Source organism: Streptomyces sp. NRRL S-920 (assembly GCF_000717945.1).
GTDB classification, from domain to species: domain Bacteria; phylum Actinomycetota; class Actinomycetes; order Streptomycetales; family Streptomycetaceae; genus Streptomyces; species Streptomyces alboniger.
In genome coordinates, this window is the sequence record NZ_JODF01000005.1 from 170,975 (window position 1) to 188,164 (window position 17,190).

6 protein-coding genes and 3 pseudogenes are annotated in these 17,190 nt (G+C 66.2%); 6 read left to right on the forward strand and 3 right to left on the reverse strand.

Annotation, left to right across the window (positions count from 1 at the left end):
* The first annotated feature begins 72 nt into the window (after positions 1–72).
* A complete protein-coding gene (locus IG54_RS0106230; protein WP_106976953.1) occupies positions 73–7,020 on the forward strand; it encodes a polymorphic toxin-type HINT domain-containing protein in 6,948 nt (2,315 codons plus the stop codon).
* Between the two features lie 397 nt (positions 7,021–7,417).
* Here IG54_RS0106230 and IG54_RS39980 read toward each other — a convergent pair.
* Positions 7,418–8,170, reverse strand: a pseudogene (locus tag IG54_RS39980) (site-specific integrase); the annotation flags it as partial.
* Here IG54_RS39980 and IG54_RS0106240 point away from each other — a divergent pair.
* Positions 8,169–8,426 (forward strand): annotated as a pseudogene (locus IG54_RS0106240) (DNA mismatch repair protein MutT); the annotation flags it as partial. The pseudogenes IG54_RS39980 and IG54_RS0106240 sit on opposite strands and share 2 nt — an antisense overlap.
* Positions 8,427–8,695: 269 nt before the next feature.
* Positions 8,696–9,025, forward strand: a complete 330-nt coding sequence (locus IG54_RS41915) for a hypothetical protein (protein WP_158708833.1) — start codon at positions 8,696–8,698, stop codon at positions 9,023–9,025.
* Between the two features lie 31 nt (positions 9,026–9,056).
* On the opposite strand, the pseudogene IG54_RS39985 reads toward IG54_RS41915, so the two are convergent.
* Together IG54_RS39985 and IG54_RS0106250 are read right to left on the reverse strand one after the other, a co-directional pair.
* Positions 9,057–9,418: pseudogene (locus IG54_RS39985) on the reverse strand (site-specific integrase); the annotation flags it as partial.
* A 160-nt stretch (positions 9,419–9,578) separates the two neighbouring features.
* Complete coding sequence (locus IG54_RS0106250; protein ID WP_030778300.1) at positions 9,579–10,751, reverse strand: phospholipase D-like domain-containing protein; 1,173 nt, start codon at positions 10,749–10,751, stop codon at positions 9,579–9,581.
* A gap of 205 nt (positions 10,752–10,956) precedes the next feature.
* Between IG54_RS0106250 and IG54_RS0106255 the strand changes: the two genes are divergently transcribed.
* The 3 genes from IG54_RS0106255 to IG54_RS0106265 all read left to right on the forward strand — a co-directional run bounded on the left by IG54_RS0106255 (position 10,957) and on the right by IG54_RS0106265 (position 16,979).
* Complete coding sequence (locus IG54_RS0106255; RefSeq protein ID WP_030778302.1) at positions 10,957–11,409, forward strand: SRPBCC family protein; 453 nt, start codon at positions 10,957–10,959, stop codon at positions 11,407–11,409.
* A gap of 278 nt (positions 11,410–11,687) precedes the next feature.
* Positions 11,688–11,900 carry a DUF6243 family protein gene (locus IG54_RS0106260; protein ID WP_030778304.1) on the forward strand — a complete coding sequence of 71 codons (213 nt, stop codon included), beginning with the start codon at positions 11,688–11,690 and terminating at the stop codon, positions 11,898–11,900.
* Positions 11,901–12,911: 1,011 nt separating this feature from the next.
* The gene (locus IG54_RS0106265; RefSeq protein WP_037896509.1) at positions 12,912–16,979 is read left to right on the forward strand and encodes a LamG-like jellyroll fold domain-containing protein; all 4,068 of its coding nucleotides are present in this window, start codon (positions 12,912–12,914) and stop codon (positions 16,977–16,979) included.
* Positions 16,980–17,190 lie beyond the last annotated feature (211 nt).

Sequence of the window (17,190 nt, forward strand, 5' to 3'; positions counted from 1 at the left end):
GCTTCTTGCCGACCTCTTTTACGACAGCGTGCGGCCGCCGACCACGGGTGGCCGCACGCAAGGAGATGCGTGATGAACCTGCCTGTCTTCGGCCTGCCCTGGACGCGCGGCACCCACAGACCCGCGCGACCCCGGACTCCGGTTCCACTACGGACGCGGCGGATCGCGGCGGTGACCGGCTTCGCCCTCTTGCCGGGCCTGCTGAGCCCGGTCACGTTCGCTGCGGACACCGACCCGCTGGGCCGGCCCGAACTGGACGCACCGCGCTCATCCAAGGTCACCCCGTTCACCGCAAAGGTGAACAAGAAGAGCGCGAAGGCTGTGGCGGAGTCCGCCGCTGCGGACAGGGCCGCGGCCCGGCGCGCCCGCGCCGAACAACGACGCACCGTCACCTGGCCCAAGAGCGGCAAAGCCACCCTGGCCCTGCCGCCATCGGGCAAGGCGACGGCGAAACCAGGGGCGTTGCCGCTCACCCTCGCCGCACCGCAACAGACCAAGAACAAGAAGAAGCGGGCACTCGCCGCCGACACGGTCCAGGTCCGCGTGCTGGACCAGCAGGAAACCAAGAAGCTGGGCATCAAGGGCATCGGGCTCACCGTCACCGGCCCCAAGGGCGGCGGCGCGGCCCAACTGGGGCTTGACTACAAGGCATTTGCCTCCGCCTACGGCGCTGACTGGGCCGGCCGCCTCCAACTGTCGCGGCTGCCTGACTGCGCCCTGGACACCCCGGCCAAGGCTGCTTGCCGCACCCGTACGCCACTGAGCTTCACCAACCACCGCAAGGCCGAGCGGCTCACCGCCCCCCTCACCTTCCCCGCCACGGCCAAGAGCGGAACGGCCGAGGGCCGGACGATGATGCTGGCGCTGGCGGCCGGAACCAAGTCCGGTTCCGGTGACTACAAGGCCACCCCGCTGGCTTCCTCCTCCACCTGGGAGGCCGGCGGCTCCTCGGGGTCCTTCACCTGGTCCTATCCGCTGCGCACGCCGCCCGCCGCGGCTGGACCGCAGCCAGAACTGTCGATCTCCTACGACTCCGGCAGCGTGGACGGCCGTACCGCCAACACCAACAACCAGGGCACCACGATCGGTGAGGGCTTCGACCTCACCTCTTCCTATATCGAGCGCAAGTACGGCTCCTGTGAGGACGACGGCCAGGACAAGAAGTACGACCTGTGCTGGAAGTACGACAACGCCTCCCTGGTCCTGAACGGACAGGCCTCCGAACTCGTCAAGGACGACTCCAGTGGCAAATGGCGGCTGAAGAACGACGACGCCTCCACCGTCACCCATCGCACCGGAGCCGACAACGGTGACGACGACGGCGAGTACTGGACCGTCACCACCGGGGAGGGCGCCGTCTACACCTTCGGCCTGAACAAGCTGGAGGGCGCCGGCGCCGACGAGCGGACCCAGTCGGTGTGGACAGTCCCCGTCTTCGGCGACGACAAGGACGAACCCGGTTACGAGGACGGCACCTCGTTCTCCAGCCGGGACAAGAAGCAGGCGTGGCGGTGGAACCTCGACCTGGTCCAGGACACCCACGCCAACGCCATGACCTACTGGTACACGGCCGAGCAGAACAATTACGACAAGCTCGGCGACGACAACACGGGCACCGACTACACCCGCGGCGGCCGACTGAAGGAGATCCGCTACGGCCAGCGTGCGGGCTCCCTGTTCTCCGCCAAGCCGGCCGCCTCCAACAAGGTCGCTTTCACCTACGCCGAGCGCTGTGATGCCCCCGGGACCGGCTGCGACGCACTGACCGAGGACACCCGCGACAACTGGCCCGATGTGCCCTTCGACGCCGTATGCAAGGACGGCGACAAGTGCACCGGCAACGTCGGCCCGGCCTTCTTCACCCGCAAACGCCTGACCGGCATCACCACCTACGCCTGGAATGCCGCCGCCGGCACACCCGGCTTCACGGCCGTCGACGCCTGGTCACTCAAGCAGGACTACCAGCTCGACCCCGGCGACACCGGCGACTCGCGCGACCAGTCGCTGTCACTGAAGAAGATCGAGCACACCGGCAAGCGGGGCACCGACCTCAGCCTGGACCCGGTCACGTTCAGCTACGTCTCCCTGCCCAACCGGGTCGACGGGGCAACCGACGACATCATCTCCCTCGACAAGCCCCGCCTACGCACCATCACCTCCGAGACCGGCGCGCAAACGAACGTCTCCTACGCCGAGGCAGACTGCGTGGCCGGGCAGAGCAAACCCAAGGTGGACGACAACACCCGGCGCTGCTACCCGGTGCACTGGTCACCCAACGGCGAGAAGACCCCGATCGTGGACTGGTTCCACAAGTACCCGGTCACCGCGGTCTCCACCACCGACCAGCACGGCGGCTCGGAAGCCGTCCAGCACACCTACCAGTACTCCGGCGGCGGAGCCTGGCACTACAACGACGACCCCATGACCCCCGCCAAGGAGCGCACCTGGTCGATCTGGCGCGGCTACGGCAAGGTCACCCACCTCACCGGTGACAAGGACAGCGCCCAGCTCAAAGAGGTCAGCGTCTACCTGCGAGGCATGAACGGCGACCGCGTCCTCGACGCCCAGGGCAAGGCACCCGACCCGGACAAACGCAAGAGCGTCAAGGTGACCGGCATCAAGGCAGCCGAAATCACCGACTCCGACCAGTACGCCGGCTTCACCCGCGAAAACGTCACCTACAACGGCGACGCCGAGGTCTCCGGCACCATCAACGACCCCTGGTCCAAGCGAACCGCCACCCAGCACAAGTCGTACGCGGACACCGAGGCCTACTACGTTCGCACCGCCGCCAGTCACGCCCGCACCAACATCACCAGCACCGCGACGCCCCGCGACCGGATCCGCACCACGAAAACCACCTACGACGACTTCGGCATGGCTGAGACCGTCGAGGACAGCGGTGACGACGCGGTCCCGGGCGACGAGACCTGCACCCGCACCTGGTACGCCCGTAACGACGACAAAGACGTCAACATCAACTCTCTGGTGTCCCGCACCCGCACCGTCGCCAAGACATGCGCGGTAACCGACGCCAACCTGGACCTGCCCGCCGACTCGGACAAGCCCGGCGACGTGGTCGCCGACACGGCGACCGTGTACGACGATCCGTCAGTCACCACCTGGTCGGCCTCCCAGACGCCGACCAAGGGTGAGGCCACCTGGACCGGCCGCGCCAAGGCCTACACCATCGGCAACACCGCCACCTGGCAAAAGACCAGCACCACCAGCTACGACACGCTGGGCCGCCCCTTGGTGATCAAGGACATCAACGACCTGGCCACCTCCACCACCGCCTACACACCGACCGCCGCGGGCCCGCTGACCTCCACCAGCATCACCAACGCCAAGCAGCACAAGGCCACGACCGCCGTCGACTTCGCGACCGGCGCGTCGGTGAAGGCCACCGACCCGAACGACAAGGTCACCGAGACCGAGTACGACAGCCTGGGCCGGGTCACCAAGGTCTGGCTGCCCAACCGCTCCACGGTCCTGGGGAAGACCCCCAACTACGTCTACGACTACAAGGTCACCAGCAAGGACCTCTCCTGGGTGTCCACCGGGTCACTCAAGGGCGACGGCTCCGGCTACAACACCGCCTACGAGTTCTACGACTCCCTGCTGCGCCCCCGCCAGACCCAGACCCCGACTCCGGTCGGCGGCCGGCTCGTCTCGCTGACGCTCTATGACGACCGCGGCCTGGCCGTCAGCGCACAAGGTGACATCTGGGACGACACCTCGCCGCCGTCCGCCACCGCCGTGCAGACCGAGGGCAGCCAGGCCCCGGTCCAGAGCGACACGACCTACGACGGCGCGGGCCGCGCCACCAAGGCGGTCACCAAGAACTACGGCGTCACCCGCTGGACCACCCGCACCACCCACACCGGTGACACGGTGGCCACCAGCGCCCCCACCGGCGGCCAGGCCACCGCCGAAGTCACCAACGCCCTGGGCCAGTTGACGCAGCGCCGCGAGTACGGCGGCCCGCAGCCCACCGGCACGGACTTCACCACCACCGACTACACCTACACCCCCGCAGGCCAGCAGAAGACCCTCACCGGTCCCGACGAAGCCAAGTGGACCTACGGCTACGACCTCTTCGGGCGCCAGGTCACTTCCGACGACCCGGACAAGGGCACGACCCGTACCACCTACGACTCCCTCGACCGACCCGTCACCACCACGGACGAGGAAGACAGGAAACTCATCACGGAGTACGACGACCTGAACCGCAGAACCGGCCTGTGGCAGACGGACAGGACGAACGCCAACAAGCTCGCCGCCTGGACCTTCGACCTCCTCGCCAAGGGACAACAGGACACGGCTGTCCGTTACGACGGCGGCGCTACCGGCAAGGCGTACACCCAGAAGGTCACCCAGTACGACAGCCTCTACCAAGTCATGGGCAACCAGCTGACCCTGCCCGACGACGATCCGCTCGTAAAGGCAGGCGTACCCAAGACGTTCTCCTTCACCACCGGCTACCGCCTGGACGGCACCATCAGCCAGGCCTCCGAGCCCGCCGTGGCAGGCCTGCCGGCCGAGACAGTCGGGTACACGTACAACGCCACCGGCCAGCAGCTCAAGTCGGTGGGTGCCAACGGCTACCTGTCGAACGCCGTGTACTCACCGCAGGGTGACCTGCGCCAGCACGCCCTGGGCGTGAGCAGTGCCAGCTCGGCCAAGAAGGCCTACCTCAACTACGACTACGAACCGGGCACCCGCCGCCTGACCCGCTCCTACGTCACCGACGACGTCCACGGCTACATGCCGCAGGAACTGAAGTACACGCAGGACGACGCCGGCAACGTCACCTCCATCTTCGACGCCACCACCCAGGGCGGCACCGCCAAGCCCGACTACCAGTGCTTCACCTACGACGGCCACCGCCGCCTCGCCGAAGCCTGGACCCCCAAGACCGCCGACTGCGCGAGCGCGGGCCGTACCGCCGCCAACATCGACGGCGCGGCCCCGTACTGGACCAGCTACGCCTACAACCAGGCCGGCCAGCGCAAAACCGAAACCCAGCACGCCGGCTCGGGCGACAAGACCACCAACTACACCTACCGCACCACCCAGAACCAGCCCCACCCACTCGTCAAGACCGAAACGGCCGGCAAGACCCAGACCTACACCTACGACAAGACGGGCAACACCACCTCCCGCCCCGACGGCAGCGCCCAGCAGTCCCTCACCTGGAACACCGAGGGCAAACTCGCCCGGACGGCAGAGGGCCCGGCCCAGACGGACTACCTGTACGACGCGGACGGCCAACTCCTCATCCGCCGCGCCAAGGGTGACGGCGACACCGTTCTCTACCTCGGAGCAACCGAAGTCCGCCTCACGGCGAAGGGCACCGCAAAGACCCTCTCCGGCAGTCGCTACTACACGGCCAACGGCCAGACCATCGCCGTCCGCACGACGACGCCCGGTGCGTCAGGAACAGAGCTGAGCTTCCTCGCCGCCGACCACCACGGCACGGCCAGTCTCGCCCTGGACGCCACCACCTACGTAACCACCAAGCGCTACACCACCCCCTTCGGTGCCCCCCGAGGCGAGAAGGCCGCCAACTGGCCCGACGACAAGGCATTCCTCGGCAAACCGGCAGACACCGCGACCGGCCTGACCCATGTCGGCGCCCGTGAATACGACCCGCGCACCGGGCAGTTCCTCAGCCTCGATCCGCTCATGCAGACGGATATCCACCAGACCCTCAACGGCTACACCTACGGAGCGCAGAATCCGCTGAGCAACGCTGACCCCAGCGGCCTCGGCTTGAAGTGTGGCGGAAACGAACCTGCTGCTTGCCCCAAAGACGGGAATGACGGTCACGAAGCCAATGGGGGGAGCGGGTACGGAGGCGGGGGTGGGGGCGGGGGCACCGCTCCCACCTCCTCGTCCGGAAGAACTGGGGGGTCGGGCGGCAGCCCCACTTACTCCTGTGACTGGACTGGACGACACTGTGTGCCGAAGCAGTACGCCCGTCCCGGACCAGCAGATTCCAAAACAGGCGACACAATCGTCCTGGGGCTCATCAGTAACCTCATCCACACATCCGAATACTTCGGCGCACTCGTCGATAGCGACTGCCGCGACGTAGATTATTGCACTTACGGCGAAGACTACGACAAATGGGTCGCCAGTAAAGGTTACGATACCGAAAGTAACTCGTATCTGGTGCCAGGCTTCCTGGCGTCGATGTTCGCGCATAAGTCGACAAAGTCAGGTGCGCCCAGGAAACCAAAGAAGGGAATTTCTTCCAAATGTAAGTGCTTCCTCCCGGGAACCGATGTCCTCATGGCCGACGATTCGACAAAGAACATTGAGGATGTCGAGGTCGGGGAAAAGGTGCTGGCAACTGATCCAGTATCTGGTGAGTCCGGCCCGAGAGAAGTCACGCGCCTCATCGTCACGGACAGCGATAAGCGTTTCAACACGCTCTCCATCGCCACTGACGACGGCATCAAGAAGCTCACCGCAACCCACGAGCACCCTTTCTGGTCCGCATCCGAACGCCGCTGGATCGAGGCCGGTGAGCTGCGACCTGGGATGAGCCTGCTCACCGATGACGGGGACACGGTCATCGTGACGGGCAATCACGCCTTCACGAAGCGGGCGCGCACGTACAACCTCACGGTCGAGGGGCTGCACACGTACTATGTGGTGGCGGGGGCCACGCCTGTTCTGGTTCACAATTCCAACTGCCCGCCCGCCGAAACAGTCGATAACCTTCCCGAAGTCACAGCCCCCAAGCCCCTCAAGCCGTCTCAGGTCGACCAGGCGTGGAGTGCTTTCTTGGGGTCTGGTCCGTACACGAATATTCACCCGAGAACCGGGCAGGTGGATCGCAACCGTCTCGTATCTTCCGATGGGCGCCGTAGCATCCGGATGGGGGATCACGAGATGAATAGCAAGCCTACGAAGTTCCACTACCACATGGAAACGTGGGATTGGAACTCCGTCACAAACACATGGACTGTCGGTAATACAATGCAGCGAGTTCCCTTGGGGGTGAAATGATGAGAGTGGAAGTTCTGCAGGTTCTAGCCCCTTCGCAAGGGATCGTGCGCTTCAGGTGCGAGTCCGGGATCGCGTCGGGCCGCTGGATGGGGCGGAATCCTGCCAAGGCAGGCCAATTCGATGTTGAGATCGAGGTTCCGGAAGAGGTTGCAGAATGGACGGCGGCCCCCTCGGGTGGTACCTCCCTCTCGGAGGCCATGGGATCGGAGCCTGGATCCCTGATTACGGGCGAAGTTGTCAGGTGCGGCGATGGTGATGATTCAGTCGTAGAGGTCAAGGTGGGGTCGGACATCCTCCTGATTGAAATCCCGAATCGAAGGTCTGAGCTTCCCGTGGGTGGGCTCATTTCCTTCCGGTCTCCCGAAATTCAGCTCTACCCGTATGACCTGTAAGGTGGCTAGCCGAAAGGCGCGGGGAAGGATTGCAGGCAATTCTCCTTGAATGGCCCTGCATTGGTTCTCGCGAGAATAGTGTTTGACTCTCGATAGCTTCGGCCAGCCGATAGTTCCGATACCGCCCCAGAAGCCCCACCGAGAGTGTTCGGTGGGGCTTCTGGAGTTCTTGACGGCAACGGTGACGGCAACGTCAGTGGACGACGGCAGCGGTGGGCGTAGACGCCGGCCGTGACGCCGATGGGTGCGTGGCCGAAAAGTTCCTTGATGACGACGACGTCGACGCCCTGTTCCAGTAGCAGGGGGGCGGTCGAGTGGCGGCGGTCGGGGAAGCGGCTCGTCCGGAGTCCGGCGCTGTGGAGGAGGTGACGGAAGTGACGGGTGAGGTTGCCGGGGTCGAGTGGTCTGCCCTCCGGGGTGGTGAAGACGAGCCCGTTGTCCGTCCATCCCGTTCCGGCTGCCTGACGCTCTTCCTGCTGCCGTTCCTGGTGGATCTTGAGGGAGCTAATGCATTCGGTGGGGAGGGCGATGCGTCGCTCGGAGGCCAGGTTCTTGGTGTTCAGGACGGCCAGGCCCTGGCTGCGGGTGCGCTGGAGGGAGCGGTGGTTGGTGGCGGTTCCGCCGTTGAGGTCGAGGTCTTCCCAGTGGAGGCCGAGGAGTTCGCCCTTGCGGAGTCCGGTGCACAGGGCGAGTTCGTACAGCGCGTGCAGACGATCATCGGCGGCCGACTGGAGGAACTGCCGGGCTTCGGCCCCCGACGTAGAGATCACCGGCCTGGTCGGCACCTACACCGACCCGAAACACATCATCGCCTACACCGACGGCGAGGTCCGCCGCCAGTTCAACCTCTGCTTCACTGCCCGCATCACCAGCGGCCAACTGGAGATCTCCGACGAGTCCACCGAACTCCGGTTCGTACCGCCCGAAGAGATCGATCAGTTGCCGATGCACCACACCCAACGACTCAGGCTCCAGCATTTCCTGGAAGAGCGCGAGAAGCCGTACCTGGGCTGAACCGTCTGACGGCAGTAGCGACTGCAACAGCCCCGCACAACCACGGACACCCACGCAGCTCACCGGACCAACAAACCGTACTTGACCTGCGAAAAAGCAGGTCGAAGGCTTCGCGTAGCACAATCGATCCACGATGTCGTCGTCAAGAATGGTCGAGTGTTCGATGCAACAAATGGGAGGCGGGGTGAACCGATTGATCAATATCGGGCGAATTTCGAGTATGGCGACGACCTCGCTTTCAGTCCAGCTCCCAGGTAGCAGGTGAACACATGGACCTCCGTGACAGGATCGCTGACGTGCGTAGACGTTCTCACCTGTATGGTTTGAGCACATTCGGCGAGGTGGCTGCATTTTTGACCGGCATGGATGCAGCGACCGAATGGAGATTCCTCGAAGGATTTCGTGAGTGGCTAGCTTCTCGGTCGGGTCTTGGTTCCAATCTTGCATGGCGGGTTCTGGTGATCAGAATCGCTTACCCAGGTGAGGCCAACGACTTTTGGGTTGCGGACTCGCATGGTGAAAGCGGCGAAGCGGTTACTGTTCTCTTCGATGAACTTGATTCGTTCTTGAGGGATCGGGAAACGCGCAACGCGGAATAGTCTCAGCGAGGCCGAGGTAGCGACGGAGGCGGCAGCACTGCCCGACGGCACAGCAACGGGGCCCATCACGGGCCCATCGATACCGCGTACGCAGCACTGGCAGGTGGTGCGGAGCTGGTTGAGCCAGGCGTGGACGTCCTTGGCGGTGAGCTTGGTGAGCTTCTTCTTGCCGAGGCCGGGGATGAGGTAACGGTTGACGCAGGCGGTGTAGCGGGTGTGGGTAATCTCGCGGAGGTGGTGGATAGCCACGTTCTCCAGCCGGTACGCCAGGTACGCGGCCACGCTGCCCTGAGCGGACGAGATGCGGTGGCCGCGGTCGCTGGTGGCGATCTTCTCAGCGAGCTTGGCCAGGGCGCCTTTGCGGGTGGTGCCGTAGCCCCGGACGCCCGTACGGGACGGGCGAGGCTCGCCGACGAGCAGAGAGCAGAGAGCAGCTCTGTCAACTCATTCCCGGATACACCGAGGCCCGGGCCCAATGCCGCACTGCATTGATCGCCGGGGCCCCGTCGAGATCCACGAAGAAGTAACAGGCAGAACGAGACTCCCTCACCCGCTACAGAAACCGGCGGATAGGGAGGACAGCCACCTCGCGTAGGCGCTGCGTGGGGGAGCGGTGTCGCCAGCGGGCCTCCTCGATGCGTTCGCTGACCTGGAGGTCTTCGTCGAAGTGGTGGTCCAGGGTGGCGGTGAAGCCCTCGTCGAGTACGGCGAGCATGACCTCTTCGTCGTGGTCGAGGGAGCGGCGGTTGAAGTTGGTGGAGCCGATCAGCGCGGCGACCTGGTCGACGGTGATGACCTTGGTGTGCATCATCGTCGGCTGGTACTGGTAGATCTTCACGCCGCAGGCCAGCAGCTCGGTGTAGTGGTGCTGGCCGCTCAACTGGCAGACCCGCTTGTCGGTATGGGGGCCCGGCAGCAGGATGTCCACCTCGACGCCGCGCCGGGCGGCCGCGCACAGCAGCTCGATGAAGTAGGCGTCGGGTGCGAAGTAGGCCGTGGCCAGGCGGAAGCGTTGCTGGGCGGATTCGAGCATGACCCGGATCAGGGTCTGCATGTCCTGCCAGCCGAAGCTGGCCGAGCCGCGCACGACCTGGACGACCGCGTCGCCCTCGGGAGTGTGGCCGGTGAAGCGGTCCCGGTCGTCGAAGAGGGTGTCGTGGCACTCGGCCCAGTTCTGGGCGAAGGCGGCGGCGATGCCGTCCACCGCGGGCCCGCGCACCTGGACGTGAGTGTCGCGCCACTCGTTCTCGTTGCGGGCGTCGCCGCACCACTCCTCGGCGATGCCCACCCCGCCGGTGAACGCCGTGTGCTCGTCGACGACGAGCACCTTGCGGTGGCAGCGGTGGTTCTGCTTCAGCGGCGAGAGGTACAAGGGCTTGCGGAACCAGGCCACTTCGGCGCCGGCCGCCTCCATCAGATCCAGCAGCTCCTGTTCGATGAGGCGGCTGCCGAAACCGTCGAGCAGCAGCCGCACCCGCACCCCGGCCCGGGCCCGGTCGGCCAGCGCCTGCGCGAACTGGCGGGCTATCTCCCCGCGCCAGTAGACGAACGTCATCATGTCCACGGTGTGCTCGGCGCCCCGGATGGCATCCAGCATCGCCGTGAAGATCTCGTCGCCGTTGCGCAGCGGCACCAGCGCGTTTCCCTCGGTGGCGGCGATGCCGATCAGCCGCTCCAGGCGGCGCCGCATCCGCTGCTTGCGCTCGGACATCGTCGGAACCGCCATGGCTTCACCCTGCCGGTCGGAAACGGTCGCCCCCGCGCGTCCGGCCGCCGCCGGGGCGAGCCGACTGTACACACCGCCCGCGGGTGTCCGATCAGCAGCGGTGGGAGTGAAAGCGAGGGCTCGGGGCACCCGGAGGAGGCGAGAGCGGTGCACGGCCCGGTCGGGCCGCTGCACCCGGACCCGTCCACAAGGAAAGGTGTCATCCGTGTCGCAGGTCGAAGAGTCCATCGAGGTCAACGTGCCGGTCCACACCGCGTACAACCAGTGGACCCAGTTCGAGACGTTCCCCGAGTTCATGGAGGGCGTGCAGCGGATCGAGCAGCGCAGCGACGCACTCACCCACTGGGTGACGAAGATCGACGGGGTGGAGCGGGAGTTCGACGCCGTGATCACCGAACAGATCCCTGGCGAGCGCGTGGCGTGGACCACGGTGGAGGGCGAGGCCAAGCAGGCCGGCGTCGTCACCTTCCACCGCCTGGACGACGCGCGTACCAAGGTCATGCTGCAAATGGAGTTCGACCCCCAGGGCCTGGCCGAGACGGTCGGCGACAAGCTCGGCTTCGTCAAACGACAGGTCACCGGTGATCTGGGACGGTTCAAGGCGTTCATCGAGAAGCGCGGTGGAGTGGAGACCGGGGCCTGGCGCGGCCAGATCTGACCCCAAGATCTGACCCCGCGCGCGACCTCCCGCGCGCGACCCCCATGCCTGACCGCCGACACCGGACCCCGGGCCCACCGAAGGCCCGGCCGACGTCCCACGGTGAGAAAATTGGTGTGCGGGACCGACGGAACCGGGTGACGTCTTGGTCATGTTCTTCCAGACGCCGATTTACGAGTGAGAGTGTGACGGGCCCCTGCTGACGTCCTTCGACGCCGCCGCGCCCGTCCCCCACCGATGAATCCGTAGATCACCGCACACCATTTCCGGGAGAACCCGTGAGCAAGAACATCAACAACCCCGTGGGCATGGGCGGCGGCAAGCGCAAGAGGCTGTCCCGCGCCGAGCGGCAGAACAACGGCCCGCACCGCAACCTCGACCGCCAGGGCGCCGCCGACCAGAAGGCGGAGCTGGTACGCAAGATGCGCGAGAAGGTGGGCGCGGCCGAGGGCGACGCCGGGCAGACGAGCGACGACACCGCACAGAGCTGACGCACCGCCGCCGCGAGGCGGCACCGCACGGGGCAGGGCCCGGACCGCGACGAGCGGTCCGGGCCCTGCTGCCGTACCGGGCACGGCCGGTCCCGCTTCAGCTCGCCGCGGGGTCGCCGTCACCCCTGCTGTACGCGGCGGTCTCGAAGGCGCTTTCCGGTTCGCCCCCGGGCGGTGGAGGCGTGGCGCCGGTCGTCCCGGGCGCCCTCAAGGGGTTGGGCAGGGCGGCAGTGTCGAGCTTGCCGGCGGGAGGTCGGCGGCAGGTCGTTCAGGAGTACGTAGAGCGACGGCACCATGAAGGCGGGCAGCCCCCTGGTGGCGTCAGCGCGCAACGCGGCGGAGAGGGCATCGGCGCTGGGGCGCGCGGAGGGTTCGGCCGGTGTGCAGTAGGCCACCTGGTGGTCGATACGTCCGACGAATGCCAGGGTGCCTTCGGCCGTCGGCTTCGCCCGGTCGCCGGTGCGGTACGGCTGGGCGCCGGGGCCGCCGTGGGGATCGGGGACGAAGGACGGCCCGCCGGGTGATGCCGGGCGCTTCTCGGCTTGGGCGTGCCCGCGTCGCCACGTGGGGCCGCCGGAGCTTCACAAATATACAGCTTTCTTGCGTTTTCTGAACGTGATGAAACTGATGCCCTTGCAGGGGCAACCATGATCAACGGCACTCCGAGGTCGCCCTATAGGCGCCTTATGGAGGGATTGCCCCATCGATCTTTGCTTGTCCACTGCATAGTGTCGTCGCCTGATTACCCATTAAGGGAATCTTCATCTTTGTGTCTGAAACGGGTTCAGTATGTGGAGACGCGCGCACTCGCGCGGAGTTACAGGGACGCTGGCAGGGCTCTTGACCGGAGCTTTGTTGGCGGGTGTCGCACCGGCGGCGCAGGCAGTTCCGGATGTGCGAGGCGAGACGGCTACAACAACCACGGGGGCAGCAGCACCTGACGGAGCGGCGACTGCGGAAGCCGCTCAGGACGAAGCCAAGCGCACGGGCAAGCCGGTCGAAGTGACCTCAATGCGCGGAGAGTCGAGCGACGTCTACGCCACAGCTGACGGGAACCTGGAAGCTCGGGAGTATGTGAGGCCCGTAAGGGCTCGGGCGGACGGCAGTTGGAAACCTGTCGATACCGGCCTCGTGAAGGCTGCGGACGGCTCGGTGGCGCCGAAGGTGACCACGGTCGGGCTGGAGTTCTCCGGCGGCGGGGACGAGCCGCTGGTGCGGATGACGAAGACCGGTCGCGAGCTCGCCCTCTCCTGGCCGGGGAAGCTGCCCGAGCCCACGCTCGACGGCAACACCGCCACGTACGAGAACGTGCTGCCGGACGTAGACCTGCGGATGGGCGCCCAGGAGGACGGATTCACCCAGCTCCTCGTCGTCAAGTCCGCCAAGGCAGCCGCCAGTCCGGGGCTCGCCGCGGTGCGTCTGAAGCTCGCGGCCGACGGCCTGGAGGTGAAGGAGACCACTGAGGGCGGGCTCGAGGCTTCGGACATGGGCGCGCAGGGAGCGGTATTCGAGGCCCCGCGTCCGATGATGTGGGACTCCAGCCAGGGCGACGCCTCGACCAGGCAGAAGGCCACCGGGCCCCGAGCCAAGGCGCTGCGCAGCGCCGCCCCGCAGCAGGACTCGGAGCCCGCAGCCGCGGAGTCCGGCAAGCTCGCGTCGGTGGGTGTGGAGGTCCCTGAGAACGGCAAGGAGCTGGTGCTCACCCCGGATGAGGACGTGCTGAAGGGCAAGGGCACGACCTATCCGGTGTTCATCGACCCGCAGTGGTCCTCGCCGCGGGCAACGGCGTGGACGATGGCGTCGAAGCACTGGGCCGACTCGCCGCAGTGGAAGTTCAACGGCGAGAACAACGCGGGCATGGGGTACTGCAATTGGTACTACTGCATGCCGCATGACACCAAGCGGCTGTTCTACCGCATCCCGGTGTCGAAGTTCGCGGGAAAGTCGATCCTGTCGGCTGAGTTCGTGGTGAAGAACACCTGGTCGGCTTCCTGCTCGGACCGCTCGGTGGAGCTGTGGCAGACCGAGGACATCTCCTCGTCGACGACGTGGAACTCGCAGAACGATCGTGGGTTCTGGAAGAAGGAGCTGTCCTCGAAGTCCTTCGCCTACGGAGCTGAAGGCTGTGCGGCCAAGGACGCGGAGTTCTCGGTGAAGTCGGCCGTGCAGGCCGCGGCCGACGACAAGGAGCGGACGATGACGTTCGGTCTGCGGGCCGGCAGTGAGTCCGACGCGTACGGCTGGAAGCGGTTCTCAAGCAAGGCGTTCCTGCGGGTGAAGTACAACCGTCCGCCGTCTCAGCTGAAGATGTCACAGCTGCGCATGGAGTACGGAGGCGTCTGCGCGAAGCCGGGCAGCACACCGCGGGTGAGGACGCTGGGGAAGATCCGCGCCAAGAAGGTGAAGGACCCCGATGGGGACCGTGTCTCGGTGCAGTTCCAGGCCAAGTGGGATGCCGGTAACGGCAAGACCGGGAGCTGGAAGCCCGACCGCACTTCCGCCAAGAAGTCCGGTTCCGACTTCAACATCAGCCTTCCCGGGTCGATTCCGGAGAACAAGCAGGTCAACTGGTATGCGCGGGTCTATGACGGGGCACAGTACTCGCCGTGGTCCTACGCGGGAGACCCGACCGCCTGCTACTTCGTCCATGACACCAAGGTGCCCAAGGGGCCCTCGATCACCTCGAACGACTACCCGGCCTCCGACTCGGAGGACCCGAAGGACCCGTGGTACGACGGGGTGGGCAAGTACGGGAAGTTCGAGCTGAACGCCGCCGAGAAGGACGTGACGTCCTACCGGTACGGCATCAATGTCAATCCCAGCTCGAAGAACAAGATCACCACAACGGGCGGTGCGGCTAAGACGCTGTCGGCGCTGCCCGCCGAGGCCGGCCCGAACTTCATCACCGCGCAGTCCTTCGACGCGGCTGGTAACGGCAGTGAGATCCATACGTACGAATTCCGGGTCAAGGCGGGCCAGCCCGACCGTGCGTCCTGGTCTCTGGATGAAGCCAAGGGAGCGAGCGAGGCCAAGGGGTCGACACCCCCGCGCACCGCGCAGCTGCACGGCGGCGTCACGCCAGGGGCGACCGGTGTGCGCGGCTCGGCGGCCTCTTTCGACGGCACGGACGGCTACGCCGCCAGTGACCTTCCGGTCGTGGACACCAGCCGTGGCTTCGCCGTCTCGGCCTGGGCCAAGCTGTCGAAGATGCCCGAGGGCGCGGCGGTGATCGCCACCCAGCCGGGCAATCACAGCCCGGGCTTCGAGCTGTACTACACCCAGAAGTACGACCGGTGGGCGTTCAACCAGTACAAGTCCGACACCCCTGACGCGAGCATCGCCCGGGTCATGGCGGACAAGCCCGGCGGCGTCGGCGTGGACAAGTGGACACACCTGGTGGGCTCCTACGACTCGGCGCGAGACGTCCTGGAACTGTATGTGGACGGCAAACTCGTCGGCCAGGCCGCCTACGCCGATCCATGGGAGGCCCGCCGCGGCTTCCAGCTGGGCGCCGCTTCCTACGGCGGTACACCGTCGGCCTTCTTCCCCGGTGCGATCGACGAGGTGCAGCTGTTCGACAAGCCGCTCGCCCAGGACGAGGTCGACAAGCTGCGCGCGCACGAGACAGCAGGTGACCCCGGCCGTCCCGCGGTCGCGGTATTCGACCTGGACGAGAAGGCCGACGCGAAGGAGATCACCGGCTACGGTGGCGTGCTTCCGGCCGCGTACCAGGGCGGCGTCACCACCGGCGTGCAGGGCGTGACGGGCAAGGCGGCCAAGTTCAACGGCAGCGACGGCTACGCCCGGATCGGCAAGAACAGCGGCCCGCACGTGAACACCTCGCGCAGCTTCACCGTCTCGGCCTGGGCCAAGCTCAGCAAGAAGCCGGACGGGGCAGCGATCATCACGGCACAGGCCGGGAAGAAGGCCTCCGGTTTCGAGCTGTACTACTCCTCCGCCTACGACCGGTGGGCGGTCAACCAGTACTCCGCCGACGCCGCTGACGCCAAGCCCATCCGGGCCATGCAGGCCGACGATGACCAGGCCCGCATCGGGGAATGGACCCACCTGGTGGGCGTGCACGACACTGTCGCCAACACCTTGACGCTGTACGTGAACGGAACCGAGGCCGGCACCACCGAGTTGTCCGGAGCGTTCTACGCCGATCAGTCCATGTACATCGGCGCCGGCTCCTACGACGGGCAGGTCAAGAGCCACTTCCCCGGCACCATCGATGAAGTGCGCCTGCTGGACCGGCCCGTCTCGGCCGAGGAGGTGCGGCAGATGTTCAAGCAGCGCCCGCTGGTCAAGGGCCGCTGGAACTTCGAAACAGTGACCGGCGACGACCCGGCCACCACACCGGACTCCTCCGACGAAGACCGGCCGCTGAACCTTCACGGAGGCGCCAAGGCCGGCGAAGGCATGGTCGACGAGCACGGTCTTGACCTGAATGGCACCAACGGGTACGCGGCTACCAACGGGGTGCCGATGGGCACCAGCACCAGCTACACCGTGACCGCCTGGGCCAAGGCGGCCGCGCTCCCCAAGCGCCAGGTCGCGCTCCTGAGCGCGGAAGGCAGCCGACAGAGCGCGTTCACCGTGCGCTTCGTGCCCGCCAAGTCCGGCAAGAGGGGCCTCGAGGGTATGGGGCGCTGGGAGCTGGCCATCCCGGACAAGGACGACTCCGACCCCTCGGTCGAAAGCATCGCCCACACCGAGTTCACCGATGCGACGGACTGGAATCACCTGGCGGTCGTCTACGACGGTTTCACCAACGAGGTCCGTCTGTATGTGAACGGGGCGCTGCAAGAAGAAGCGTGTGGCGATGCCGACGGCGACGGCGAGGCCGATGAGTCCGGCTGCCAGGACCTCATCTCGAGCGCGGAGGACACGCTGGCCTTCAAGGCGACCAAGTCGTTCCAGGTCGGCCGCACCAAGACGGACGGCACCTGGGGTGAGTACTTCCCTGGAACCGTCGACGACGTGTGGAGCTTCCAGGGCGCCCTGTCCCAGGACCAGATCCAGCGACTGGAGAGCCGCTGGGCCGACGTGCCCACCGAGGTCCCCACGGACGACTGAGCCGACCGCTCGCGTGGTGGGCCCCCGTGCCGGGGCCCACCACCCGTACTCCACTTCTGTACCTGTTCAACGTCACCGACCCTGCCCGCATGCGACGGGCAGTCAGGCATGCCGTCCTACCGGCGGCACATAAGGGATCTGAATCACTTGATGAACGGCATATCCAGACCACGCCGTGGCCGCAAGGGGCTGAGGCGAAGAGTGGCAGTGG

What these genes read in the sequence shown, in the direction of transcription:
- IG54_RS41915 (WP_158708833.1), top strand. Translation starts at nt 8,696, where the DNA reads ATGGACCTCCGTGACAGGATCGCTGACGTGCGTAGACGTTCTCACCTG.
- IG54_RS0106265 (WP_037896509.1), top strand. Translation starts at nt 12,912, where the DNA reads ATGCGCGGAGAGTCGAGCGACGTCTACGCCACAGCTGACGGGAACCTG.
- IG54_RS0106250 (WP_030778300.1), bottom strand. Translation starts at nt 10,751, where the DNA reads ATGGCGGTTCCGACGATGTCCGAGCGCAAGCAGCGGATGCGGCGCCGC.
- IG54_RS0106230 (WP_106976953.1), top strand. Translation starts at nt 73, where the DNA reads ATGAACCTGCCTGTCTTCGGCCTGCCCTGGACGCGCGGCACCCACAGA.